Genomic DNA, 24,646 nt, shown 5'->3' with positions numbered 1-24,646 from the left:
TCAACCCGTATATTCCTGCTTGGCCAGCTTGAGCCACTTTTTGTGGTATGAGTGGTAATGTCTGCCGGAGATCTTCGCTTTTTCCAGAATTTTCTTGAACTGTTCCTGCGACTCTCTTTCCCTGCCCTGGGCTTTCAGGAACATTCCAAACCAATAACTGGCTTCGGGACCAGGGAAGTAGGCTTCCAGCGCCTCAAATTCATGTTTCGCCGCCGAGGATTCATTCAGTTCCGCCAAGGCTCGGGCGTAAAGTAGATGCGCTTCAGCGTTCCTGAAATCAGGATTGTGGCGGATCAAATCGTCCATCACGGAGCGGACAGCGCCAAAGTTATTCAGTCCAAACTCAGACCGGGCCAAACCATACATAATGTGTGGATCAGTCTGATGAATTCCCTTCAGGGACTTTTCATACATCGCCTTGGCTTCCCCGAACATTCCTTTCGCCAGCCACTCTTCCGCCAACCGCATGGAGGTCTCCACGCTGTCCGTGACGGAGTAATTGAAGGCCGCCTGTTTGACCGCCTTGTCGGGGTTAACAATAGACTGCATTTTGCGCTGCGCGTTTCTGCCGGTCCGGCTTCCCGCCAGCTCCGGCAGCATTTCCACCAGGAAATAAGCGACAGAACCTGCAAAGGGCAACATGACCACAATCCAGATCCAGGTGGTGCTACGCCCCGTCTTCACTATGTGCATGACCAGAGCAACTTGAAAAATAATGGAAATTGCGAAAATAGGCATTTCTAACTTCTTACTCTATAACATCAGGTAAATAGAATTGCTTAGGCGGCGGCTTCGAATAAACGACAGCCTAGACCGGCGATTGCAACATCAGATGCAGTGGATACATGGCGTAAACCAAGCCGCCAGCAACTAACAGGGACACTCCCGCCGCCATGCCCAACAACTTCTGCGTGGGCCTTTTCACGATGGCGAAAATCAACAGCGCGGCGCACAACAAAGGAGGCCACCAGGAGCTTTGCTTAAGTGCAAACGCCCATTCGGACCAGGCTGGCGCAGCGCCGTATAGGGAATTGAAAAAATCTAAGAATTGTCTTGGCGCATCCGTATTCATCCAATACCAGGACACAAACGCCTGCACGAGAACGCCGGCGCACGCCAAAAACGCAAACAGAAATGAAGTGAGTTTTTGCATAAACAAACGCTTTGATATCTAAATCCTATAAACGCCGTTAGCAAGAAATGCGATTGACCGGCGTTCTCCCTGAAATGGGGGGCGAAAAATTTTCCGCGCATTCTAACCGATATTTAATAAAAGAGTTCGTATTTACTTCAAAATTACAGAGTGCGGTCTGTGACGCCGTTCATTAATAGTGAACAAGAAGAGCAGAAAGCGCAGGTAAAAGACGTTTGGGAGAGTGGAAGAAAGAAAAGTGAGGCGGGAAACTCAAACTACGCCTGGAGATGAAGGCGAGACTGTATAGATAGCGCCGCAACCTGATTGGCTGCGGCGCGGTGATCTATATCTTCGTCAATTCAGGTATCGGAAGAGGCGCCTCCACCCTTTCACGGGCGGCGCGCTTACGTTCGATAGTGGATTCAGGGTTCACCATTGGCTGCAGGCCTTTTCCGCTGATTCGCTCCATCCCGATATCTCTAAGCAAGTGGTCGCTCATACCATACAAGCCTTCGATACGTGGAGTTCCAACAAAAATACGACGGGCAGCGGCGTTAATGCGAACGAAAAATTTTTTCATCATGTATTCCTCGGTTATCGCCGGGAACACATCGGGAAGGAAGGGTATCTATGGGTACTTCAGGCGCATATCCAACCAGCCGCGATGAGTTCCGCGGCTGATAGATAGTATTTAGTGGTTCGTCAGCACACGGAAAGCTAAGGAGACAGAGCAACCTTTTGCAGATCGCAAATCCTTGGCTCTTTTTTGATGAGTTGATTGAGTCATCATGTGGCTCCTCCCTTGCATTTCTTGCGTGTACTGAGCGGCTATCAGACTTCATTTTGTTGCGCTATGTCAACCACTTATATGTGTAGTATCGGTTTTCGCATACTGCATCTCACAAACTATCAATCCCATTCCTCATCGCCGGGCCAAGGTTGAATCAAGACGCGCCATGGGGGACACTGCTGCCTCCCGGCAGGAAAAAGCGGGCGCATCAAACGAATAAGATCCTCATGCCGCTTCCCTGATTGAATGACCGACCTGACCGACAGGAGACATATCGTGAACCGCAAGAGCAGACTTGGACGACTTGCCGCCGCCCTCGTACTGGGCCTGTCCATCGCCACTCACGTAGCGGCCAAAGACAAGATTGTCGTCGCATCTAAAATCGACACGGAAGGCTCCGTGCTCGGCAACATGATTCTGCTTCGGCTGGAAAAAGCCGGCTATGAAGTAGAAGATCGCATCCAACTTGGCGCCACCAAAATCGTCCGCACCGCGCTGATCAACGGCCAGATAGACGTTTACCCTGAATACACGGGTAATGCGGCGTTTTTCTTCGACATGGCGGACAGCCCTGTCTGGAAGGACCCGACCAAAGCATACGCCACAGCAAAAGAAAAAGATCTCGCCGCCAATAATTTAGTCTGGCTGCATCCCGCTGACGCCAACAACACCTGGGCGATTAGCGTGCGCGGCGATTTGGCGCGGGAGCAAAAACTGGCGACCCTGGATGATCTTTCCCGTTTTCTAAAAGACGGCGGAGAAATAAAGCTCGCCGCCAGCGCCGAGTTTGTGGAGTCGGATTTCGCCCTGCCCGCCTTTCAGAAAGCCTATGGATTTGAACTGACCGCCGACCAGCTCCTGGTATTGTCGGGCGGTAACACCGCTGCGACCATTCGCGCCGCCGCCTTACGCACAAACGGCGTCAATGCGGCGATGGCGTATGGCACTGACGGCGGCCTGAGCGCACTGGATATGGTGGTGCTGCAGGACCCGCGCAACGTGCAGCCAGTGTATGAGCCAGCGGCGGTGATACGCGGTGAGATACTGAAAGCGAATCCAGATATAGGTCCGATGATCGATGCTATTTTCGAAAAGCTCGACTTGACCACGCTGCAACGTCTCAACGCAGATGTCGCCGTTAACGGTCTCGACCCCAAAGAAGTGGCCCGGGAGTTTCTAACATCCGCCGGACTGCTCTAACCCATATATTGCCGGCGGGAGACCGCAGCGCGCTGCAAGGCGCAAATCGCGTGACGCTTTCCATGTCCGTCCTGGCCATTGCGGCGCTGCTGTTTCTGGATTTTGCATCCTTTCAACCAAACCGCATACTGCCTGGGGAAGGCGTCGCCTTGCTGGATGCTCTTTCCCTTCGATGGGGCCTGCCGGTTTTCGGCGGCGCGCTCGCTATCGCCTTGTTATCCTGGCGCCCTAACCGCCATGCCTATCTTGCCATATTGCTAACGGCGACTACCCTGATCGCGTTCTTGCCAGTAATGGCGGGCGTATTTGGTCTTGAGCGCGCAAATGAAGGCCTGCCACATGGCCGTGCGGCGTTGGGGAGCGGCTTTTGGCTGACGGGTTTCCTCATGGCGCTGATCATGATCGAAGCCTGCCACAAGTTACAGGCCGGAATCTGGCTGAAACTCGCCGGCGTCACCGCCGTCGTCGCGGGCATCGCAATCGCCTACTCCTATGGCGCGCTTGAGAAGTTATCCCTGGCGCAAGAGTTTCATGTCAGGCAACGCCAGTTTGTGACAGAGATGGGCGCGCATTTCAATCTGGTATTCTGGTCAATGCTGCCCAGCGCGCTGATGGGCATGGCGCTCGCAATCTGGGCGACGCGCTCGGAAAAGGCCCGACGCGGGCTGTTTGGGGTGCTTAGCGTGATGCAGACGATCCCCAGCCTGGCGCTTTTCGGTCTATTGATCGCGCCTCTGAGTTACCTCGCCAACGAGTTTGGGTGGCTGCGCGCTATCGGCGTGCAGGGAATCGGCTTCACCCCCGCTTTGATCGCCCTGATCGGCTACAGTTTACTCCCCATGACCCGTAACGCTTACGTCGCTCTCACCGGAACCCCTGAACCGGTTCTGGAGGCCGCTCGCGGCATGGGAATGAGTGAAAGCCAGGTATTCCTGCAGGTACGTCTGCCATTGGCGGCTCCCGTGATTCTGGAAGGACTGCGCATCATGACCGTGCAAACTATCGGCCTGACCGCCGTCGCCGCGTTAATTGGCGCCGGAGGTATGGGGACCTTCATTTTTCAGGGGCTGGGTCAGGCAGCGATGGATTTGGTGCTTCTAGGCGCCATTCCTACAATCCTGTTCGCGCTCGCCGCAGACGCCCTGTTCGCATTCTTGACCGCCACAACCCGAGGCGCACCATGATCCGACTGGATAACGTATCCATGAAATACGGCGAGCAATACGCCGTACGCAACCTCTCTTTGGACATCGCCAGCGGCGACTTTTGCGTCCTGGTAGGCACCTCCGGGTGCGGCAAATCCACCACGTTGAAAATGATCAACCGACTGGTGGAGCACAGTGAAGGGCGCATTCTGATCAATAACCAGGAAATCGCCAGCTTTGAGATCAACGCGCTGCGTCGGCGGATTGGCTACGCCATTCAAAACATCGGTTTGTTTCCTCACTGGAGCGTGGCGAAAAATATCGCCGTAGTTCCGCGCCTGCTCAAATGGGATGCGCAACGCATACAAAATCGGGTCAATGAGTTACTGGAGTTGTTCGCGCTCGACCCTACTATTTTCGCTGACAAAATGCCCAATGAGTTATCCGGTGGACAGGCCCAACGCGTTGGTGTGGCGCGTGCGCTGGCGGCGGACCCGGATATATTGCTTATGGACGAACCTTTTGGGGCTCTCGACCCTATCACCCGGGAAAGCCTGCAGGAAGAGATGCTGCGGATTCAGTCGCAGATCAAGAAAACCATCGTATTCGTTACTCACGACATTGAAGAAGCATTGAAGCTCGCCACTCGCATGGTGGTAATGGACGCAGGCCAGATCATCCAATACGACACACCGGAAAACATTCTGCACCGCCCCGCGAACTACTTCGTCGAGAATATTATCGGCAGCCAGGACCGGGGTCTGAAAGCAGCGTCCTGCAAACAGGTGCGCGACATCATGCGGCCCAATCCACCACGGGTACAGGGCTTAGCGCCGCCGCCATGCCAGGGCGCAGGAAGACTGTGGGCCGTGGATAGCGCGAATGCGCCAGTGCGATTATTGCAGGCAACTGTGGACGGCGACGCCAGCTATCATTGGCGGGAAATCGACGTCACGCCGGACATGAGTCTGCAGGCGGAAGACAGCGTCAAGCTGGCGATCTCCAAAATGTTATGGCGCAAAGTCGCTGCATTGCCAGTTTTGTCTTCTGATGGAGCCTTACTGGCGGAAGTGCGCATGGCGGACCTGGTGGGAGGCTGCGCCTGATGCGGCGAGCCTCAATTCGTCACGCGCCCTGGAGGGCATTGACGCCCGCGCTGTTGTTAATTCTGTGCGCCAGCTTGTTTCCTCACATGGAAACGCTCTTTCGCTGGCTGCAGCCTGACGCATCACAGGTTGTTTATGACCGTGACAGCTTTTGGCGCCTGTTACTGAGCCACGCGGGTCTGGTGCTGCTATCCGGATTTATCGCCACGGTAGTTGGCGTGGTTTCCGGCATATTGGTGACCCGGGAATCCGGACGGGATTTCCTTCCTCTGGTGAATAACGTCGCTTCCATTGGTCAGACGTTTCCTCCCGTCGCCGTGCTCGCGCTGGCGGTTCCCATGACTGGCTTTGGCGGCGCGCCCACCGTGGTCGCACTAACGCTTTACGGTTTGCTGCCCGTGGTGCGTAACACAATTGCTGGTTTGGAAGGCGTCTCCGGTGCAGTGCTGGAGGCGGCGCGCGGTATGGGAATGTCGCCGTCGCAGGTATTATGGAAGGTGGAGCTGCCTCTCGCCTTCAAAGTAATTATGGCGGGCGTGCGCACCTCTGTGACCATTAACATCGCCACCGCCGCCATCGGCTCCACCATTGGCGCCAAAACCCTCGGCGACCCTATCGTGGCGGGCTTGATCAACGGCAATACCGCCTATGTGCTACAGGGCGCTATTCTGGTGGCTTTGCTCGCTGTGGCGGCGGACGCTATTTTCGAACGCATAGAAAGCGCATCCGCCTGACAGACTCAGGCGTTGCGGACAATTTCCATGAAGTCTTCGCCGTAGCGCTCCAGCTTGCTCTTGCCGACGCCGTTGAGAGCCAGAAACTCTATGTCGTTCTGAGGACGATGACGCAAGATTTCCATCAGCGTGGCGTCATGGAAAATCATATAAGGCGCCACGCCCTGCTCCTCCGCCAACTCCTTACGGCGGATACGCAACGCATCCCATAATGGCTGATCTTCTTCACGCAACGATTCGCCACTGCGTTTTGGCGCTTTTGACATCACTTCTTTGACGTCGCGCCGTAATCGCACTTCCTGTTCGCCGCGCAAAATAGGTCGGCAGGATTCCGTCAGCTTCAAGGCCCCAAAGCCATCCAGATCCACATTCAACAGTCCCCGTGCGGTCAGCTGGCGCAACACCGAACGCCATTGCGCCGCATCCATATCCTCGCCGACGCCAAAAGTGGGAAGACGCTCATGGCCAAACTGCTTCACCTTATCGGTCAGTTCGCCTCGCACTACATCAATAAGATGATTGACGCCGAAGCGCTGCCCCGTGCGATATATACAGGACAAAGCCTTCTGCGCCGCTACCGTCGCATCCCAGGTTTCCACCGGGTTCAGACAGGCGTCACAGTTCCCGCATTGCTCCGGCGCGGTCTCACCAAAATAGCGCAACAACGCGCGCCGGCGACAGCTGACGATTTCACACAGTCCCAGCATAGCGTCGAGTTTCTGTCTCTCCACCCGTTTGAATTGCTCCGCGCCGGGAGAGCCTTCCATCATCTGCCGCAGCTTGATCACGTCCTGCAGCCCGTAGGTCATCCAGGCGGTGGACGGCAGTCCGTCACGGCCCGCACGACCGGTTTCCTGATAATAGGATTCAATGCTCTTGGGGAGGTCCAGATGAGCGACAAAACGCACATCCGGCTTATCAATCCCCATACCGAAAGCGATAGTGGCAACTACGATAACGCCGTCTTCCCTTAAAAATCGCTGCTGGTGCTCCTGTCGCACGTCCGCCGGCAATCCTGCGTGATACGGCAACGCATTGAAGCCTTCCTTGCACAGCCATTCCGCCACTTGCTCAACTTTATTGCGGGATAAACAGTAAACAATGCCTGCGTCGTTGGCGTGTTCAGCGCGTAAAAAACGCAATAACTGCTGTCGCGCGTTTTGTTTCTGAGTAATGCGATATTGGATATTGGGACGATCGAAACCGCTGATGAAATGCTGCGCCTCCGTCAGCCCCAGGCGCTCGGCGATTTCCTTTCTGGTGCGTTCGTCGGCGGTGGCGGTCAGCGCCACCCTGGGCACATGAGGGAATCGCTCCTGCAACAGGTTAAGCTGTAGATAGTCAGCGCGAAAATCGTGGCCCCATTGCGACACACAGTGGGCCTCATCGATGGCGAACAGGGAGATAGGCGTGCGTTGCAGCAGTTCCAGCGTGCGCTCCTGAGTCAAACGCTCTGGCGCGATATAGAGCATATCCAGCTCCTGGTCCAGCAGCGCGCGCTCCATATCCCGCAACTCCGCCAGACTAAGGCTGGAATTCAGAAAGCCTGCGTTAACGCCGACCTGTCTCAGCGCGTCCACCTGGTCCTGCATCAATGCGATCAAAGGGGAAATCACCACCCCTACGCCATCACGCAAGATAGCGGGAATTTGATAGCAAAGTGATTTACCGCCGCCGGTAGGCATCAAAACCAGGGCGTCCCGGCCAGCCATCAGTTCCCCGATGACGGCTTCCTGCGGGCCGCGAAATGCGTCGTACCCGAATAAGGTCTGCAAAGCCTGCAGTGGCGATTGAAGAGAAGATGATATGCGTTTCATAGCCGCGCATTATACAGGTTGCAGCCAGGGCTCACAGTAGAGATAACCCTGGCGGATGGCCGTCAGGGTTTACGCGACGAGTTGTCTCCGCCACTCATCCATTAAGCGTGGTCATAAAGACTGAACGATGAAGGACTAAAGTCTGTAAAGCTGAATCTACAAGGCCTTACTCGGCCCACAGCCAGAGCTGATTGGCGCCGCCGTGGAACATCCACTGACCAACCATAGCGCCATCTTCCGAGCCATATGCATCGACGACAATCGCCGCATCCGACGTCGTTTTGATAGCGCCATCAGCGAACTCAAATGTCTGATTCGCGGACGCAGAACATGTCTCCACGAACAAGGTTGCGCCGTTGTAGTTCTCGCCATGGTGGCTCAGACAGTCTCCAGCCGCGTTGTAGAGGGTTCGCGCCACACTATCGTAGAACCAGAGTTGTTGCGATGCGTTTCCACACGCCTGCAACTCAGGAGATGCGCTCCCTGTTTGCACACCCAGACACAGCCCGCTACGCGCACTTTTTAACGGACGGAAATGAGAAGCAGCGACGCCGTTGACGCGTTCTTCCTGCCCCCACTGAGCGAACTGTTTATCCGTATTTTCTTTCAGGCTTTTCAGCTGGGCGTAATCGAGCCAGTTGAAGATATCTTTTTCATAGGTGACGAATAGCGACTCACTGCGCTTGTTGCGCATGCGGCCATCCTCAAAAATCCAGGCCTGATTATCGCCGCCATGACATCCCCAAAGCGCCAGATTGACGCCTGGAGTGACGCCAAGGCCATCCATACACAACTTGGCGTTGGCTTTGGGATGCACTGCGCCATTTGTGTCCCACCACCATTTCTGCTTATCGCCGCCATTGCAGGCAACCGGACGAATCATCGCGAGATGGCCAACATAGTCAGGTTGCAAACAACGGCCGGCGATTTTCAATTCGCGCCAGCGGGGGCGGGCGTTGGCTTCCGCCACCGTGTAGCCGCCATCGGAATCATCTTCATTAGCGGCGAGACCTTTCAGCAAGTCCACCAGTTCTCCAGACAGGTTATCGCGCAGGATATCGTCTCCACTGACCAGCTTGCCCTGCATTGCGTCGCCAATGACGCCAATCACTCGACCTGTGCCCGGGGGCGCCAGACCATCATACTCAGAGGAGGCGATCAAACCTTCGTAGCCAATCAGGTTGGATTCATGAATCTTGAACAGCGTCTTATCGAACACTTCCACCCGGAAGGAAGCCCCGGCCTGAGCGCCCGCCCACAACTCATAGTTGGATTTGGCGGGATTAACCGCATCTACATCGGCGTTCATGCGGGAGAAGACGTAAATATTGGCTCCTGGGCCGGCGACGCCATAGAACATGAACTCCATTTCCGGGCCGGCGTACACGCGGGCATTGGCGGAGCCATCGCCTTGGGGCAAAGGCATATCGAATTTCTGTTGGCTTTCGTTGACGGTGGACCAGCGATTATCCGCGTACAGCAGGCCCACCTGAGCGCTTAGCTCATGGCTGGCGCTGATGTCCACATTAACGTCGACTTTACCGTCCACCCCCATGACCAACACGATTTCCGGCACGATCACCACAGGTATCGGCCCAATCTGGAAATTGATCGGGTCCACATCAAAACGCGCCAATTCAGTCTTCTGATTAATGCTGGCCAGCTCGACATCAGACTTCAACGCCAGGGCGCTGCCGATTTTACTGTCCACGACGAACTCCGCACGCGTCGCCTGGAAGTGCTCAATCTCCAGATCGAAAATGAAATTACTACTGAAGCCCACACACCCGGTGACGGTGACATAGGGCGCCGCCTCAGTGGCCTCGAAAGCGACGCGGAAATCTTTGTCAGCACAGGCGTCAGGCAGGTCCGCCGATTCGCCGGGAGCATATACGGTGATGCCTCGCGCGGATAAATCCAATCCCTTGGCGGCCAAACGCGGCCTTGGAGACGCGCTGGGATTTAATGCGCCGCTCAATGACACGTCAGCCTCTTCCACCACATCAGTCAGCTGCGCGTCTTCCACCGACAGAACCGTGGCGCCATCCACTTCAGACTTACTCTTGACCCGCTTTAAGAAACCGTAGGGCGCATTGTCTGAAGCGCCGGACACAATCACTGAACCAGGTTTCACATCAGCAACAGCCTGCTCCGATTCAAACACCATCTCAGAGGAACCCACCGTTTCCGGTCGCAACGCGCCAGCGTCTTCGATCACCTTGGCGTCCTGAGACACCTTGGGGCCATCGCTACAGGCGGCGAGTAGTGTTAGCAGAGTTAGCGTAAGCGTCCTTCTGAGCGTGGTCATTGCGATCATCCAGAATTTAAGTATTTGGCAAGCATGAAAAAACCTTAATTTTAGGTGAAGAAACAACCCTGCGAAACGACAATAGGGCCTAGTCTCTTAAGGCTCGGGCTAACAAATACGGCCTGTTTATGGGACTTGGGGGCAGCGGCTTCGTCATCATTTCTTAACATAATTCCGTCTTAATGCACCCCCGCCGGACTGATATAACAAGTTGCTCGTCATGGGTCTTTTTCAGATTGAATAGATGAAAAATTGATCTGGATAAAAAAGATGCTATTTATATGCTGCAACAATGTTCGCCCCTGAATTTTCTGCAAGCGACGCTATTCCATCCGCCGCTTGTTCTCTGCGGAAGCAACGAATGCTAAAACTCCAGTTGGAGTTATTTTCCGGGTCGCTCCAAGCGGCCCTTTTTTTGTCTAAAAGGCGGTTTTTAGGGCTGAAAATCGGGCTCTAATTTTTAGTTTTTTTGTTTAAAATCATATAATTAATAGACACATCAAACTTTTTTAATAAAAACCTGAATAAAATGCATACAACCTTAAAAATTACTGCTAGACTGCTTTCTGTTGGCTTAATCAGCTGATGGCGACTCCGCGAATTTGTGCGTTTGCTTGCGGTGTCACTTTATTTGTGGAAAACGCATAAATCACACGAGATCGATATGAATATTTACGTTGGAAATCTGGCCTACGGCGTCACTGAAGAAGAATTGAGAGAAGCTTTTTCCTCTTTTGGAGAAGTTACCAGCGCTAACCTGATCATTGACCGTAATACCGGCCAGTCCAAAGGTTTCGCGTTTGTCGAGATGTCGAACAACTCTGAAGCGGACGCCGCTATCAAGGGTCTGAACGACACAGCGTTGAAAGGCCGCAATATCAAAGTAAACCAAGCTAAGCCACGTGAAGAGCGTCCAGCTCGCAGACCACGTTACTAAGCAGTTTACTGCGGTCTGCGCAGTTTCGGCAGACTGACAAGGCGGGCGCTTCGGCGCCCGTTTTGTTTTTAGGCTTTTGAATTCCTCTCTCCCACTTATCTCTCTTTCTAATCTCTTCATCGTTTAACTTAACGCTTTCAACTTTGCTCTTCCTTAAAGCCCGTTAGCACCTACCTATCAATACATCTCGATCAATAGCAATTAACAATCAAATTGATATTTTTTTATAAATTTATTCAATCGTCCATCTCTGCGACACTACTCCTCGTCATAAAGATTAAGCACTTAGCGACCAGCTCAAGTGGATGAAAAACGAAATATAGAGGATCAATGAATGTTACAGAGTAGAGAAGGACAAACCGTACCCAGCGTTACTTTCAATCTGCGTGAAGGAGAAAAATGGGTTCAGGTGACCACCGACGATCTGTTCAAAGGTAAAAACGTCATCGTATTCGCACTGCCGGGCGCCTTCACCCCCACTTGTTCAAGCACGCATTTGCCGCGTTACAACGAACTGGCGCCCGTGTTCAAACAAAACGGCATCGACGCGATTATCTGTCTGTCCGTTAACGACACGTTCGTCATGAACTCCTGGAAAGCAGACCAGAAAGCAGAAAATATCTACTTCCTCGCGGATGGCAACGGTGAGTTTTCCGCAGGCATGGGCATGCTGGTTGAGAAAAGCGAGCTGGGCTTCGGCAAGCGCTCCTGGCGTTACAGTATGCTGGTGCGGGACGGCGTGATTGAGAAAATGTTCATCGAGCCTGAACTGCCGGGCGACCCTTTCAAGGTGAGCGATGGCGACACCATGCTCAACTACATTAATAAAGAAGCGGTACTGCCCAGCCGGGTCACCGTATTCAGCAAGCCAGGATGTCCCCACTGCGCTCGCGCGCACAAACTGCTGAATGATCGCGGCATCAGCTTTGAGAACATCGTTCTAGGCGCCAACGGTCTTAGCTACAGCACACTGCAGGCTGTGACGGGGCAAGGCACTACGCCGCAAATTTACATTGACGGGCAGCGCATCGGCGGCGCTGATGATCTGGAAGCTCACTTCGGCGTCTAACCCGCACAAGCCAGCGTCGGTCCGGCAACCATACCGGACCGACTAGACAGGATCATTAGGAATACAGCAAGCAGGGGAGATGACCCAGTGCAAACACGCAAAGTGGACGTAGCTATTATTGGAGCCGGCACTGCAGGCTTAGGCGCATATCGCGCCGCGCGCGAGCACACGCAAAATGTGCTATTGATTGAAAGCGGCCCCTACGGCACCACTTGCGCCCGCGTGGGATGCATGCCCAGCAAGCTGTTAATCGCCGCAGCGGAAGCCGCCCATCACCATCGCCATTCCGATTTGTTCGGCGTCGCTTCCAACCCCCCCCATATCGACGGGCGCAAGGTCATGGAGCGAGTGCGCAATGAGCGTGATCGTTTCGCCGGATTTGTCGTCGATTCTGTAGAAGGATTTCCCGCCGAACATAAGGTTCGCGGCAAAGCGAAGTTTATTTCGCCACATCGGCTACAAGTAGATGACGATCTTATCGTTGAAGCACAGCGCATTGTCATCGCCACCGGGTCACGTCCCAATGTGCCGCCCTTTCTGAAAAACGCAGGCGACCGACTGATTATCAATGACGATCTGTTTGAATGGCGCGATCTGCCCTCCAGCGTCGCAGTGTTCGGCCCCGGCGTCATTGGTCTCGAGTTGGGTCAGGCCTTGAGTCGCCTCGGCGTACGAGTTCGCATGTTCGGCGTCGGCGGCGCCATTGGACCGATTCAGGACCCGGACATTCGCGCCTATGCGGAGAAAGTCTTTAATCGTGAATTTTCTCTGGACCCCAACGCCAAAGTCAGCAGCGTGAAGCGCACTGAACAGGGCGTCGCGATCACCTTCCTGGATAAGGAACAGGGAGAGACCACGGAAACGTTCGAATATGTTCTCGCCGCCACCGGGCGCCGCCCCAACGTCGACAATCTGGACATTGAGAAAGCGGAGCTGCAAATGGACGCCAGAGGCATGCCGGTGTTTGATCGTTACACCATGCAGTGCGGCGACAGCGCCATATTTATCGCCGGCGACGCCAACAACGATCTGCCTCTGTTACATGAGGCCGCAGATGAAGGCCGCATCGCCGGAGACAACGCCGGTCGCTACCCTGATATTCGCGCGGGCAAACGACGGACGCCCATTGGCGTGGTGTTCAGCGATCCACAGATCGCGTCTTTGGGGCTGAATATCAATCAGGTGAAAGAACGCTGCCGCAGTTGCTATGCTGAAGGTGTAGTGTCTTTCGAAGATCAAGGACGCAGTCGGGTAATGGGCAAAAATCTCGGCCTGCTGAAAGTATATGGCGAACAAGGTACAGGCTTGTTCCTGGGCGCGGAAATGTTTGGCCCCGCAGCGGAGCATATCGCCCACCTGCTGAGCTGGTGCGTGCAGCAGCGCCTGACGGTCAGTCAGATTCTGGAGATGCCCTTTTACCACCCGGTAATAGAGGAAGGCGTGCGCACGGCGCTACGCGATCTGAACAGCAAACTCCATTTAGGACCTGACGTCATCGAGCGCTGTCTCGATTGCGGACCCGGCGCCTAAGCAAATCACTAACCGGAGGAAAGCTATGAACGCAGATATCAAAATCAGCGACTTTATGGACACGCAGCCCGCGTTCGTCGCCGCCGACGCCTCGATTATCGAGGCGGTGGACATCCTTCTGAAAAAAGGGATATCCGGCGCGCCGGTGGTGAATGAACACAAGCACGTGATCGGCTTTATATCCGAGAAGGACTGCATCAAGAAACTACTGCTAAGCAGCTACCATTGCGACGCCCCCGCCACTGTGGGCGAGGTCATGCACAAGGCCACCGTGACGGTGGACCCCGAGGCGAGCATCGTCGATCTGGCGAACTACATGGACGACCATCGCCCCAAAGTCTATCCGGTGGTGGACGATGGCAAGCTGGTCGGGGTCATCAGCCGCACTCACGTACTGATGGCGCTCAAGCAAAAGCAGTTACAGTGCAGTCAACACTCCTGACGCATCCCTGCGTCATCGCTCAGCCCGACGCCGGCGCAAGGCCATGGGCTTCCATGGCTTTGCGGTGCGCTTCGACGAATTCTTTCGGCATTCGCGTCGGCTTGCCGCTCTTCATATCTATGCAGGCGTAATAGCTGTTGGCGCGGACAATGGTTTTGCCGTCCGCAGGGCGAAATATCTGAAAGTGACGACTGGATTGTATGCGTCCGTCACACGCTGTAATCCAGGTGCCGATATACAACTCATCGTCGGCATGGGAAGCAGCAAGGTAATCCACTTCCGTACGGGTGATCGCCATGGCTTTGCCCAGCTTCTCATGGGCGGCCCAACTCATTCCGAGCGGGTCGATATGGCGCCAGCTGACTTCCTCCATCCAATTGAGGTAAGTCGTGTTATTGGTGTGTCCCAGCCGGTCTGTGTGCGGCTCAAGGACTTTGATGGGCATGATGAAGGGGTTAAGCATGTCCCAACTGATTGCATCGACATAGGTCATTTCACGTTTTTTCCGTTTCTTGTTAGTTTACAGGCTGTCGCCGCCGGCTATGGGGAACCGGTAGCAGCCCTTTTAGATTAACGCAAACCGGATTTATGTGAACTCATCCAACAAGATTACGTTTTTCAGATTTTTGAAGCAAAAACACAACGGAAATAGGGACTTGCCGCTGTCTACACTGCATAGTGACTCAGGATCTTTTGCAATCCTGGGATGACATCAACCCGAGTTTATTTGCAGGAACGCTCCCGGCGGCTAAGGGAGTCCGGGACAGTAAAGAACTCAACTGCGGGCGCTGAGCCGCCCGATACAAGGAGCGGGCAATGTTGTACACCAACGAAATGTTTAATATTCTGAAGACCCTGCGTCGCCGTTTCAAAGAAGAGAACCTGGGAACCTTGCGTCTCACTGATCCCGATGTTCTGCAGAACGTCGTCGAATTCGCCAAACTCTCCGATGTCAGCATGACCAAGGATATGGCGCACAGCTTGTTGAAAATGACGGGAACCCCTGTCAGCCGGGTGGAGCTGGAAGGGCGCGACAATCACCCCGCGGCGCACCTGCCTGCAAATTTTCACGGAGAATCCATTCGCGGCCGCATAGAGGCCAGCCGGGAAACCCAATTGAAAGTCTTGCCGGGGCGCGCCACTGCGTGAGCCTTATCTCCGTCCGCCGGGTGACAATAGGAATTGTCCCTTCAGCGCAAGCTTGCAGCTGGCCCGGCAGAGCGTAATCTCATCCATTCATCCCACTTCGTCGCTCACAACCGCCTGATCCTGCTATCAGCTCTTGTCGCCCAAGGTCGCGATAAAAGACTCCGCTTCGGCGATGGATTTCTCCATATCCGCCACCAGCCTGGACACATTGCTCTCCACTGAACGCAGCTCCCCTTTCAAGCCATCGATCGCAGATGCATTAAGATTGTGCTTGAGATACAGCACTTGGTCGCGCAGTGCGTTAAGCACCGGCTGCATGCGGTTTTCCGCCGCCCGCATGGCGGTAATGAGACGCTGATATTTCTTTTTGGTAGCGGCCAGTTTGGCGGCGCTGTCCTGTTTCAGCTTGGGACTGGTGTAAAGCTCCAGTTCCTCTTCCCATTCCTCGAACAAGGCTTCGGACACGTCCTCCACTGCATCGATGCGTTTGCTCACCTCTTCCGCCGCGTCTTCGCTGTCTTCAAACGCCGCGCTGAGCTGATCGTATTGCTTCTGCAACGTGGAATCCTTTTTACCGAACATGCTCTGGAAACGGTCCAGCGCGGATTTGAACTCCTCTTTAGCTTCCTCTTGGGCGTCACGGGCTGCGCCAACGCGATCCACCATGATGTCGCGCTTATGCACGCCCACTTTTTCCATAGCGCTGTAATAAGCGCTCTGACAGGCGGACAGTCCCAGCAACAGACAGATCAGCAGTGGTAAACGGAGTAACAGAGAAGACATGGCAAGTTCCTTATCCTGATTTCATAACAGTGCGCCCGGGGATTGTAGGCGCTGACCTCTGGTGCTGCAAATCAGCCGCCGACCGCAGAACCCCGTGCTCCGAGACCTAAACTATTTATACCCACCCTGACGGGGAAAACGATATTATGTCGCTTCGGAGTATAGCCCGCGCGTTAACGTGCGACACAAAGAAGATCGGCCACGCATTTATAATCATAACCAGGCCGGCGACAGTTTCTGCAACAACCTCAACCATACATAATGGAGATAATCCGTGAAAATTCGTCATCTAGTTTCCGTATCCTTGCTTGGCCTCAGCAGCGTTGCAATGGCCGCAGGCCTTCCCAAAACCGCCAACCCCGAAAACGCCAAAGCCTATATCATCTCGCCAACCGACGGCGAAACCGTATCCAGCAAATTCGTGGTGCGCTTCGGTCTGGAAGGCATGGGCGTAGCGCCGGCTGGCGTTGAGCGCGAAAACACCGGACATCATCACCTGCTCATCGATGGCGAAAAGATGCCAGACATGAACATGCCCCTGGGCGCGGACGTCAAACATTTTGGCGGCGGCCAGACTGAAACCACACTAGAGCTACCGCCAGGACAACACACCCTGCAATTGATCCTGGGCGATCATTTGCACCAGCCCCACGCGCATCCTGTGGTGTCTGATAAAGTCACCATCACCGTAAAGTAAAGGCGTAACCGTTATTTAGAAAACGAAGCGATAGCCCTGCGGCTATCATCTTTTCTTAATAATGCGTCTCTATAACTGGAGACGACGCCCCTTAGAAACGAACGCCGGCCTGCCATTCGAGCTGTAAGCAGGCCCGGCGGTTCTTCTTTGACATTGGTTGTCTTCCCGCAACGGCTCGACTCCAACCCCGCTTTCATCTGGCAAGACCAGAGTGCAACGCGCCGTTCGCATTTCGTACATGTCAAATATTGCTGCATAAAGAGGATTATCATGAATGCGTCCAAACTGCTTGGGACAGCAGCCCGCTTTTTATTGGGCGGCGCACTGGCGGCTCATCCCTTTCTGGCTTCCGCAGAATCTCATTGGCGCGACCGTCACGCTACGGAAACTGTGAGATTCGCGACGTTCAATGCGTCGTTGAACCGTTCCGCGCCGGGAGAACTCATCGCAGATCTGAACAGCGGCGACAACGCCCAGATACAGGCGGTGGCGGAAATTATTCAGCGCACCCAGCCGGACGTGCTGCTGATCAATGAATTTGACTACGACGCCGCGGGAGAGGCCGCTCGTCTGTTCCAGCAAAATTACCTGTCGATCAGCCAGAATGGCGCCGCGCCGGCGATCTACCCTTACGTTTACTCTGCGCCATCCAACACCGGCGTCGCATCCGGTTTTGACCTCAATAACGACGGCGTCGTCGGCGAGACCGGATTCGAGCTGGCTAACGACGCTTTCGGTTTTGGCGTCTTCGAAGGGCAGTACGGCATGCTGCTGTTATCCAAATACCCCATCCAGGAACAACGGACGCGCACGTTTCAGCATTTTCTCTGGCGGGATATGCCCAACGCCTTGCTGCCGGATAATCCCGACACAGACGCGCCTGCGGATTGGTTCAGTCCCGAGGAGCTGGATGTAGTGCGATTGTCATCCAAGAGTCATTGGGACGCGCCGATCAACATTCGCGGACGTCGTATTCACGCGTTGGTCAGCCACCCCACGCCTCCTGTCTTCGATGGTCCGGAAGACCGCAACGGAACCCGCAATCATGATGAAATTCGTTTTTGGGCGGACTACATTTCCGGTCGCCGCGTCAGCCGTTACATTGTGGATGATGAAGGACGCCGTGGCGGGCTCGGCGATAGAGAAAGCTTTGTGATCATGGGCGACGAAAACGCAGACCCGTTTGACGGCGACGCCACACAGAACCCCATGGCGCAATTGCTGGAGCACCCTCGGGTGAATGTTAAACATACGCCTCTAAGCGCGGGCTCAGCGGACGCCGCGTTCCGACAGGGAGAGGCCAACGCCCTGCAGATCGGCAATCGGGCGCAGGACACCGGAGACTTTAATGACGCTAACCCGGGTAACCTGCGCACAGACTATGTACTGCCTTCTTCCGACCTGATGATCGTCAACTCCGGCGTGTTCTGGCCCAGCGCTGATGATGATCTGTATCGACTGGTTGGCGAAGGCGGCGCCGTCAGCTCCGACCACCGACTGGTCTGGGTGGATATCCGTCTGCGCTGAACAAGCGCTTTTCTCCTGATTTATCTCTGATTTTCTTCTGAAAAACGCAGTTACACTCAGTAACTGCGTTTGACATTGTTTTACCTACATTTAAATAACTAACGCGTACAATTGCCGACAGTTTTATAACGTGACTTTCTAACCGCTTTTGTAAAGGTAACGCATGTCAAAGTTGTACGCCGCAATCTGTTCGCTTCTGCTGACCGCCTTCCTGAGCAGCGCCGCTCAGGCGACGCCTGTTGTTTTAAACGCTTATGACTCCGGCTGGTATAAGTCCAACGGCTATCATTCGCCGAGCAACACCAACTATTACACTGGCAAGAAGCACAACAACTTCTTCGCCTTTGACATGAGCGACGTGGAAGGCTCCATCGTGTCCGCCACTTTGAGCATTTTCAACCCATGCAACGGTTACGAATCCAACGACTATTCCGAGTGGTTCGCTCTGTTTGACGTGAACACCGACATCAGCACTCTGCTGTCCGGTTTTGGCGGCGTTAACGCATACAATGACCTGGGCTCCGGTGAATTGTTCGGCGCTACCCGCGTATCCTGGAGCAGCAACTACAGCTACATCGACATCGTACTGAACGGCGCAGCGCTGACCGCATTGAACGCAGCCAACGACCTGTTCGCCCTGGGCGGCAGTCTGATCACCGCCAACGACGGCATCGACTTCCTGTTCGGCTACTCTGACAAAGGCTATAACGGCGGCAACATCAAACTGAAGCTGGAAACCGAGTCCGTACCGGTCAGCGAACCTGGCGTACCAGCGCTGCTGGCCATCGCTTTCTGCGCCTTCGTCCTGAACCGCAGAGCCTCCGCCGAAAAAGCCTGATTCCCTTAGCGGCGTACGAAAACCGGAGCATCGTCTCCGGTTTTTTTTCGTCTTGCAAACGCTCCCCCGCCTCAAGCTCCATCTACTTGACTTGATTAGAATAATTACCACTTGCATTTACGCCGTTAAAGGATAGGCTGATGGGTCTGTCGCGCCGCGCGCGGCGCGTCTCTTCCCAGTCTGTACACAAGGAATCCTATGGCCTCGCAATCCCAGTCCAGCTTTCAGGCGCTGCTGAGCCTGCTGCGCTACGCTCGTGGCTACCGGCGACGCATCATCGCCGCCGGTTCGTGTTCAATCATCAACAAGCTCTTCGACATTGCTCCAGAAATCCTCATTGGCATCGCCATCGACGTCGTGGTGAACAAAGAGCAGAGTTTCGTCGCCGCGATGGGATTCAACACCCCACAGCAGCAAATCCTCGCGTTAGGGGTTTTGACGTTTTTCATTTGGGCCGGCGAGTCCATTTTCGAATACCTCCACTTGATCATGTGGCGCAACCTGGGTCAGGTATTGCAGGCGGATCTCAGACAGGAGGCCTATGACCATGTCCAGCGTCTGGATATGGCGTTCTTCGAATCGCGCAGTTCCGGGCAGCTCGTCTCCATCATCAATGATGACGTCAACCAGTTGGAACGCTTTCTCGACGGCGGCGCCAATAACCTGATTCAGGTTTTCGTCACGGTGGTGGCCGTCGGCGGCGTCTTCCTGGCGATATCTCCCTTTATCGCCATGTTGGCCTTTACCCCGATTCCTATCATCATCTGGGGCGCGTTCTTCTTCCTGAAGCGGGCCAATCCTCTGTACGCGGACGTGCGTGAGAAAGTGGGCGGGCTGGCGTCCCGTTTGGCCAATAACATTGGCGGCATCGCCACGATCAAGAGCTTTACCGCAGAAGCGCAGGAATCCGAGCGCCTGCGCGAAGCCAGCGACGCCTATGTTCAGGCTAACCGCAAGGCGATTGCAGTCAGCTCCGCTTTCATTCCAGTTATTCGGATGGCGATCCTGGCGGGCTTTCTCGCCACCTTCACCGTGGGCGGTATGCAGGCTCTATCCGGCGAACTCAACGCCGGCGCTTACGGCGTACTGGTGTTCCTGACCCAGCGCCTGCTGTGGCCGTTGACCAATCTGGCGCAAACCGTGGATCTGTTTGAGCGCGCCATGGCCAGCACTCGGCGTATCCTGGGCGTGATAGAAACCCCCATCGATGTACGCGATGAAGGTTCGCGCACACTGCCGCAGCCTGTGCGCGGCGAGGTGGACTTCCAGAACGTCAGCTTCGAATACGCCGCCGGCGCGGGCGGCGTGGAAAACGTCAACTTGCAGGTCAAAGCCGGCGCCACCCTGGCGCTGGTTGGCGCCACCGGGTCCGGCAAGTCGACATTGATCAAGTTGTTGCTGCGCTTTTACAGGCCCAAGCAGGGCTCAATCCAGGTGGATGGCGTGCCTATCGAACAGCTGCCTCTCAAGGAGCTTCGCGGCGCCATCGGTCTGGTCAGTCAGGATGTGTTTCTGTTTGAAGGCAGTATCCGCGACAACATCGCCTATGGCCGTCCTACCGCCAGTGAAGAAGAAATCATCTCCGCAGCCAAAACAGCGGAAGCCTGGGAGTTCATCGCGCGTCTGCCGGAAGGTCTGGATACGGCTGTCGGCGAACGTGGCGTCAAGCTGTCCGGCGGCCAGCGCCAGCGCTTGTCTTTGGCGCGCGCGCTATTGAAAGATCCGCCGATTCTGGTGCTCGATGAGGCCACCAGCGCCGTCGATAACGAGACCGAAGCGGCGATTCAGCGCTCGCTGAAACACATTGCCCATGGCCGCACGGTGGTGATGATCGCGCATCGTCTCTCGACGATCGTCCATGCGGACAACATCGTAGTAGTCGATCACGGCAAAGTGGTGGAGCAAGGCGACCATCGTCAGCTGCTGGAGCGCAAAGGCATGTACTGGTCGCAATGGCAGGTGCAGACCGGCGGCGAAGCAGAAGTGGAAACTGTGTTTTCCTGATCGGTAACGGGCTGGGGCGTCCTTGTTGCGGCGCCTCAGCCGCCATCCAGATAGTGGTTAACGATGGCGGCGAACTCACCGCTCTGTTGCAAGCTCTGCAATGCCTGATTCAGGTTTTCCATGGTTTTCGGCGATACCGAAGCCTTACTCCCCATGATGTAAAACGTGTCGGAAACAAGGCCTAAGGGATGCATCGTAATCTCATCTTTCCTGCCAAGATCTCCCGCCATACTGTAGATCACAATAGGATCTGCGAAGATGCCGTCCACCCGCTTGGCCAGCAGTTTCATCAAGTTCAGCTCGTCAGACACCACGTCTTCGACATGTAGCTTTCCATCGCCTTTCTCAATGTACTTGTTGACGTCATCGCCGTAGAAATAACCTCGCGTCACACCCAGGCTGAAACGGCTCTGAGTCATTTCCTTGAAGGATTTGAAGTGGTAACGGTCAGCGTCTTCGCGGCGGATAATCAGATTGGAGGCGGAGGTGCGATAGGTCTGTGAGAACCAGGCATATTCTTCACGCGCCGCCGTCTTCTGCACCGAGGTGGCGAGATCAATTTTACCCTGACGTAATTGCAGCAGATGTCGTTTGAAAGGGATTTCGGAAAACTCCAGCTGACACCCCATTCGATCCGCCACCGCCTGAATCAGCTCAATGTCCAAGCCGCTCAGGCGCCCTTCCTCGTTCTTGTACATGTAAGGACGCCATGACTCCCAGCCGACCGAAAGCGGGCGCTCGCAATCGGCGAAAACCGGACCGGCCAACGCCAAACATAACAAGACACCCAGAACGCCTGTTCTCCGACTGTATTCGCCGCTAGAAAGGGTCATTGCGTTGATCCCGAATACTGTGATTTTCCATTTCAGGAGCTTTCAGTATTGACCCTGAACACAAATTGTTCAATTCATCTCCGGACAACCACTGCAATTTCATCGCGACGCATACTCTGTAACGTCAATGTCGCGTAATTTCAGCGGGTTCGGCGTTCTGGCGATAAGAGTGGCGAGCTTTTCCCAGTCATAATTAATCGAGGCCATCTACTTTTCTCCTTTAAATCAGAAGGTTCCATCGACCTGTATCATACTGGGGCAGCATAATGCCGGGTTATACCCATCCTTTCAAAAGTTTACGGCTCAGGTTCGTCACAGCTTCGCGGAAGTCCTGCGCCTGAGTAATGGCGGACACCACGGCGACTGACTCAACGCCGGTTCTCAGAACGGCGTCTATATTATTAAGATTAATGCCGCCAATCGCGGTGAGAGGATAGTGATCTTGCAACAGCGCAGCCCAGCGGGCCAGCTTCTCCAGACCGACAATCCGCACTTCCTTGGTTTGTGTCGGAAAGATCGCGCCAATGGCGATATAGCTTGGCTTTACCGCCGCCGCGCGGGCCCACTCGAAGTCGCCATGGGTGCTGACACCCAGGCGCAGTCCTGCGTCGCGAATGGCGTCCAGATCTGCGTCCGCAATATCTTCCTGACCCAAATGCACGCCATAGGCGCCGTGCTTGATCGCAAACGCCCAGTGGTCGTTGATAAACAGGCGGCAGCCGTATTGCCGGCCTAATTCCGCCGCTTCTTTAATGGCCGCCTCCAACAACGTCAGGTCATCGCTTTTGATGCGCAACTGACAGGTGTCAATCCCTAGCGGTAATAACTTACGCAGCCACTCCACCGAATCCACCACCGGATACAATCCCAAAGGCGATGCGCCGCAATCGGGAAAAGCGGAATAGTCCAGCCAATCCAGGCGATCGACAATTCTGGGAAAATCCGTCATCTGTGTCGGCCAGCCCAGGCGCGCAATGGGGCCAGGCCCAGGGCCGATAGCGTATCCCTGACGCAGCCCCTGTCTCACATAAGCGCTGGCCAACGCCGCCGCATCCGTCAGCGCTTCTCCACGAGCGACAAAAGCCGCCAATGCGCTGGCGAGCGTACAGCCGGTGCCGCGGCTATGACGTACGGATAAACGCGGTTGCGCAAACCAGCTGGGTTGCTCCGACAGCCATACCAAATCCAGACAGGGACCGTCTTGCGCCGAATGGCCGCCTTTGAGCCAGATGCCTTTGGCGCCAAGCTCACGCAGCCGACCGGCGGCGGACAGCATATCCGGCGGCCCGCTGATGCGCATGTCCACTAACTGCTCCGCTTCTGTAATATTCGGCGTCACCACATCGACATGAGGGAGCAGCGTTTTCAAGGCCGCCACCGCAAGGCCGAAATCAGCGCCAGTGGTGCTGCCCAACACCGGGTCAAGCACCACTAACCCAGAGAAGTCGCACAAAAACTCCCGTAGCACCTCTACCTGCTCCGCATCGGCCAGCAGACCCATCTTAATCGCCGCGGCCTCCCCATCCGCACGCAGGGCCTGCAACTGGTCCCGCAAGGCTGACGCGGTAACGGGGTTGATGCTGACAACCTCCTGCGAATTTTGTGCGGTAACGGCGGTGATCGCAGCACCGCCATGGACATCCAGCCCGTGCAATGTGGCGAGATCCGCCTGCACTCCGGAGGCGCCTGCGCTATCTGAGGCGGCGATAATCCATACTTTCGGCTTCGGGTCAGTCATGTTGGCGGTTATCTCTCAAAGCGAATGAGCAAAAGTGACGTAAGGTATGACTCATTGCGACTGCCGCCGCCAAAAAGGCATGCCTATGGTGGGCGTGCTGGGACTGGCGGTTTGCCGCGCCAGCATCAGGCCTGCGTTGTAGCCGGCGCGACCGGCTTCCACCGCCAGTTTGAATGCGCCGCCCATAGCAACCGGATCATGGGCCTTGGCGACCGCTGTGTTCAACAGCACGGCGTCAAAGCCCATCTCCATCGCTTCCGCCGCATGGGAAGGCGCGCCCAAGCCCGCGTCGATGATCATCGGGGTATCCGGCAGACGTTCCCGCAACATGCGCAGGTTGTATTTGTTCAGCAATCCCTGGCCAGTGCCTATCGGCGCGCCCCAGGGCATCAGCGCCTCACAGCCTGCGTCCAGCAAGCGGCGACACAACACCAGGTCTTCCGTGCAGTAGGGCAGCACTTTGAAGCCCCGTTTGCTTAACTCTTTCGCAGCGTCCACCAGTCCATAGGGGTCCGGCTGCAGGGTGTAATCATCGCCAATGACTTCCAGTTTCAGCCAGTCCGTCTGAAAAATTTCCCGGGACATTTCCGCCAGCGTCACCGCTTCTTTCGCCGACTTACAACCTGCGGTATTGGGCAGCAGCTTGCAGCCGCTGGAGCGGATGTAGTCCCAAATGACTTTGCCGTCCTGGTGCGCCGGATTCTGTCGCCGCAGGGACAAAGTAATGATCTCGGCGCCACTGGCGCGCACCGCCTCCAACATGATGGCCGGCGAGGGATACAGCGCCGAACCGATCAGCAAACGACTCGCAAAAGTTTCTCCATACAGAGACAGCTTATCCACGATTTACCTCCGGTGGCGATG

At 55.3% G+C, this 24,646-nt stretch carries 23 protein-coding genes; 13 read left to right on the top strand and 10 right to left on the bottom strand.

From position 1 onward, the window contains the following. From EUZ85_RS03320 to EUZ85_RS03310, 3 genes are all read right to left on the bottom strand, one after another. Positions 1-738 (bottom strand): PLDc N-terminal domain-containing protein, encoded by a 738-nt coding sequence (locus EUZ85_RS03320; RefSeq protein WP_127967908.1) that lies wholly within the window; start codon positions 736-738, stop codon positions 1-3. 70 nt (positions 739-808) lie between these two features. Then, positions 809-1,153: a hypothetical protein gene (locus EUZ85_RS03315; RefSeq protein WP_127967907.1), complete on the bottom strand. Its 345-nt coding sequence runs from the start codon at positions 1,151-1,153 to the stop codon at positions 809-811. Between the two features lie 325 nt (positions 1,154-1,478). Next, positions 1,479-1,718, bottom strand: a complete 240-nt coding sequence (locus EUZ85_RS03310) for a hypothetical protein (protein WP_145965862.1) — start codon at positions 1,716-1,718, stop codon at positions 1,479-1,481. 483 nt (positions 1,719-2,201) lie between these two features. Between EUZ85_RS03310 and EUZ85_RS03305 the strand changes: the two genes are divergently transcribed. Genes EUZ85_RS03305 through EUZ85_RS03290 form a run of 4 tightly spaced genes read left to right on the top strand, consistent with a single transcriptional unit; the run spans position 2,202 to position 6,110 of the window. Then, a complete protein-coding gene (locus EUZ85_RS03305) occupies positions 2,202-3,125 on the top strand; it encodes an ABC transporter substrate-binding protein (RefSeq protein WP_127967905.1) in 924 nt (307 codons plus the stop codon). A 50-nt stretch (positions 3,126-3,175) separates the two neighbouring features. Next, positions 3,176-4,309 (top strand): ABC transporter permease, encoded by a 1,134-nt coding sequence (locus EUZ85_RS03300; protein WP_241566941.1) that lies wholly within the window; start codon positions 3,176-3,178, stop codon positions 4,307-4,309. Further along, on the top strand, positions 4,306-5,376 hold the full coding sequence (locus tag EUZ85_RS03295) for an ABC transporter ATP-binding protein (protein WP_127967904.1): 1,071 nt from the start codon (positions 4,306-4,308) through the stop codon (positions 5,374-5,376). The genes EUZ85_RS03300 and EUZ85_RS03295 overlap by 4 nt, the downstream gene beginning before the upstream one ends. Continuing rightward, positions 5,376-6,110: an ABC transporter permease gene (locus EUZ85_RS03290; RefSeq protein WP_127967903.1), complete on the top strand. Its 735-nt coding sequence runs from the start codon at positions 5,376-5,378 to the stop codon at positions 6,108-6,110. The genes EUZ85_RS03295 and EUZ85_RS03290 overlap by 1 nt, the downstream gene beginning before the upstream one ends. A 5-nt stretch (positions 6,111-6,115) precedes the next feature. Here EUZ85_RS03290 and recQ read toward each other — a convergent pair whose 3' ends face one another. Continuing rightward, positions 6,116-7,927, bottom strand: coding sequence for a DNA helicase RecQ (gene recQ, locus EUZ85_RS03285; protein WP_127967902.1), 1,812 nt, complete (start codon positions 7,925-7,927; stop codon positions 6,116-6,118). Between the two features lie 166 nt (positions 7,928-8,093). Then, complete coding sequence (locus tag EUZ85_RS03280) at positions 8,094-10,235, bottom strand: ricin-type beta-trefoil lectin domain protein (RefSeq protein ID WP_164887167.1); 2,142 nt, start codon at positions 10,233-10,235, stop codon at positions 8,094-8,096. 664 nt (positions 10,236-10,899) lie between these two features. Here EUZ85_RS03280 and EUZ85_RS03275 point away from each other — a divergent pair. The 4 genes from EUZ85_RS03275 (at position 10,900) to EUZ85_RS03260 (ending at position 14,213) form a co-directional block, all read left to right on the top strand. Continuing rightward, positions 10,900-11,172: an RNA-binding protein gene (locus tag EUZ85_RS03275; protein ID WP_011394151.1), complete on the top strand. Its 273-nt coding sequence runs from the start codon at positions 10,900-10,902 to the stop codon at positions 11,170-11,172. A gap of 334 nt (positions 11,173-11,506) precedes the next feature. Beyond that, complete coding sequence (locus EUZ85_RS03270; RefSeq protein ID WP_127967900.1) at positions 11,507-12,241, top strand: glutathione peroxidase; 735 nt, start codon at positions 11,507-11,509, stop codon at positions 12,239-12,241. Between the two features lie 87 nt (positions 12,242-12,328). Continuing rightward, a complete protein-coding gene (locus tag EUZ85_RS03265; protein ID WP_129498709.1) occupies positions 12,329-13,771 on the top strand; it encodes a dihydrolipoyl dehydrogenase in 1,443 nt (480 codons plus the stop codon). 25 nt (positions 13,772-13,796) lie between these two features. Continuing rightward, positions 13,797-14,213, top strand: coding sequence for a CBS domain-containing protein (locus tag EUZ85_RS03260; protein ID WP_127967898.1), 417 nt, complete (start codon positions 13,797-13,799; stop codon positions 14,211-14,213). 19 nt (positions 14,214-14,232) lie between these two features. Here EUZ85_RS03260 and EUZ85_RS03255 read toward each other — a convergent pair whose 3' ends face one another. Continuing rightward, positions 14,233-14,706 (bottom strand): thioesterase family protein, encoded by a 474-nt coding sequence (locus EUZ85_RS03255; RefSeq protein WP_127967897.1) that lies wholly within the window; start codon positions 14,704-14,706, stop codon positions 14,233-14,235. 323 nt (positions 14,707-15,029) lie between these two features. On the opposite strand from EUZ85_RS03255, the gene EUZ85_RS03250 reads away from it, so the two are divergent. Next, a complete protein-coding gene (locus EUZ85_RS03250; protein ID WP_127967896.1) occupies positions 15,030-15,362 on the top strand; it encodes a hypothetical protein in 333 nt (110 codons plus the stop codon). Between the two features lie 126 nt (positions 15,363-15,488). Here EUZ85_RS03250 and EUZ85_RS03245 read toward each other — a convergent pair whose 3' ends face one another. Next, positions 15,489-16,145 carry a DUF2959 domain-containing protein gene (locus tag EUZ85_RS03245; protein WP_127967895.1) on the bottom strand — a complete coding sequence of 219 codons (657 nt, stop codon included), beginning with the start codon at positions 16,143-16,145 and terminating at the stop codon, positions 15,489-15,491. 274 nt (positions 16,146-16,419) lie between these two features. On the opposite strand from EUZ85_RS03245, the gene EUZ85_RS03240 reads away from it, so the two are divergent. From EUZ85_RS03240 to EUZ85_RS03225, 4 genes are all read left to right on the top strand, one after another. Continuing rightward, entirely contained in the window at positions 16,420-16,842 is a 423-nt protein-coding gene (locus tag EUZ85_RS03240; RefSeq protein ID WP_206617988.1) for a DUF4399 domain-containing protein, read from the top strand. A gap of 270 nt (positions 16,843-17,112) precedes the next feature. Continuing rightward, on the top strand, positions 17,113-18,369 hold the full coding sequence (locus EUZ85_RS03235) for an endonuclease/exonuclease/phosphatase family protein (RefSeq protein WP_127967894.1): 1,257 nt from the start codon (positions 17,113-17,115) through the stop codon (positions 18,367-18,369). A gap of 163 nt (positions 18,370-18,532) precedes the next feature. Beyond that, positions 18,533-19,207, top strand: coding sequence for a PEP-CTERM sorting domain-containing protein (locus EUZ85_RS03230; RefSeq protein WP_127967893.1), 675 nt, complete (start codon positions 18,533-18,535; stop codon positions 19,205-19,207). Between the two features lie 198 nt (positions 19,208-19,405). Then, positions 19,406-21,211: an ABC transporter ATP-binding protein gene (locus EUZ85_RS03225; protein WP_127967892.1), complete on the top strand. Its 1,806-nt coding sequence runs from the start codon at positions 19,406-19,408 to the stop codon at positions 21,209-21,211. Between the two features lie 35 nt (positions 21,212-21,246). On the opposite strand, the gene EUZ85_RS03220 is transcribed toward EUZ85_RS03225, so the two are convergent. The 3 genes from EUZ85_RS03220 to EUZ85_RS03210 all read right to left on the bottom strand — a co-directional run bounded on the left by EUZ85_RS03220 (position 21,247) and on the right by EUZ85_RS03210 (position 24,625). Then, positions 21,247-22,044 carry an ABC transporter substrate-binding protein gene (locus EUZ85_RS03220; RefSeq protein ID WP_127967891.1) on the bottom strand — a complete coding sequence of 266 codons (798 nt, stop codon included), beginning with the start codon at positions 22,042-22,044 and terminating at the stop codon, positions 21,247-21,249. Between the two features lie 274 nt (positions 22,045-22,318). Continuing rightward, a complete protein-coding gene (gene thiE / locus EUZ85_RS03215) occupies positions 22,319-23,782 on the bottom strand; it encodes a thiamine phosphate synthase (protein WP_127967890.1) in 1,464 nt (487 codons plus the stop codon). A gap of 51 nt (positions 23,783-23,833) precedes the next feature. Further along, on the bottom strand, positions 23,834-24,625 hold the full coding sequence (locus EUZ85_RS03210; protein ID WP_127967889.1) for a thiazole synthase: 792 nt from the start codon (positions 24,623-24,625) through the stop codon (positions 23,834-23,836). Positions 24,626-24,646 lie beyond the last annotated feature (21 nt).

Origin of the sequence: Hahella sp. KA22, assembly GCF_004135205.1 — a bacterium.
Classification (GTDB): domain Bacteria; phylum Pseudomonadota; class Gammaproteobacteria; order Pseudomonadales; family Oleiphilaceae; genus Hahella.
Note: the sequence above shows the minus strand (reverse complement) of the source record. Positions and strands in the feature narration are given on the sequence as shown.

Coding starts and splice junctions, on each gene's coding strand:
- EUZ85_RS03320 (WP_127967908.1), bottom strand. CDS start 738: ATGCCTATTTTCGCAATTTCCATTATTTTTCAAGTTGCTCTGGTCATG.
- EUZ85_RS03315 (WP_127967907.1), bottom strand. CDS start 1,153: ATGCAAAAACTCACTTCATTTCTGTTTGCGTTTTTGGCGTGCGCCGGC.
- EUZ85_RS03310 (WP_145965862.1), bottom strand. CDS start 1,718: ATGATGAAAAAATTTTTCGTTCGCATTAACGCCGCTGCCCGTCGTATT.
- EUZ85_RS03295 (WP_127967904.1), top strand. CDS start 4,306: ATGATCCGACTGGATAACGTATCCATGAAATACGGCGAGCAATACGCC.
- EUZ85_RS03290 (WP_127967903.1), top strand. CDS start 5,376: ATGCGGCGAGCCTCAATTCGTCACGCGCCCTGGAGGGCATTGACGCCC.
- recQ (WP_127967902.1), bottom strand. CDS start 7,927: ATGAAACGCATATCATCTTCTCTTCAATCGCCACTGCAGGCTTTGCAG.
- EUZ85_RS03280 (WP_164887167.1), bottom strand. CDS start 10,235: ATGACCACGCTCAGAAGGACGCTTACGCTAACTCTGCTAACACTACTC.
- EUZ85_RS03275 (WP_011394151.1), top strand. CDS start 10,900: ATGAATATTTACGTTGGAAATCTGGCCTACGGCGTCACTGAAGAAGAA.
- EUZ85_RS03270 (WP_127967900.1), top strand. CDS start 11,507: ATGTTACAGAGTAGAGAAGGACAAACCGTACCCAGCGTTACTTTCAAT.
- EUZ85_RS03260 (WP_127967898.1), top strand. CDS start 13,797: ATGAACGCAGATATCAAAATCAGCGACTTTATGGACACGCAGCCCGCG.
- EUZ85_RS03255 (WP_127967897.1), bottom strand. CDS start 14,706: ATGACCTATGTCGATGCAATCAGTTGGGACATGCTTAACCCCTTCATC.
- EUZ85_RS03250 (WP_127967896.1), top strand. CDS start 15,030: ATGTTGTACACCAACGAAATGTTTAATATTCTGAAGACCCTGCGTCGC.
- EUZ85_RS03245 (WP_127967895.1), bottom strand. CDS start 16,145: ATGTCTTCTCTGTTACTCCGTTTACCACTGCTGATCTGTCTGTTGCTG.
- EUZ85_RS03235 (WP_127967894.1), top strand. CDS start 17,113: ATGAATGCGTCCAAACTGCTTGGGACAGCAGCCCGCTTTTTATTGGGC.
- EUZ85_RS03230 (WP_127967893.1), top strand. CDS start 18,533: ATGTCAAAGTTGTACGCCGCAATCTGTTCGCTTCTGCTGACCGCCTTC.
- EUZ85_RS03225 (WP_127967892.1), top strand. CDS start 19,406: ATGGCCTCGCAATCCCAGTCCAGCTTTCAGGCGCTGCTGAGCCTGCTG.
- EUZ85_RS03220 (WP_127967891.1), bottom strand. CDS start 22,044: ATGACCCTTTCTAGCGGCGAATACAGTCGGAGAACAGGCGTTCTGGGT.
- thiE (WP_127967890.1), bottom strand. CDS start 23,782: ATGACTGACCCGAAGCCGAAAGTATGGATTATCGCCGCCTCAGATAGC.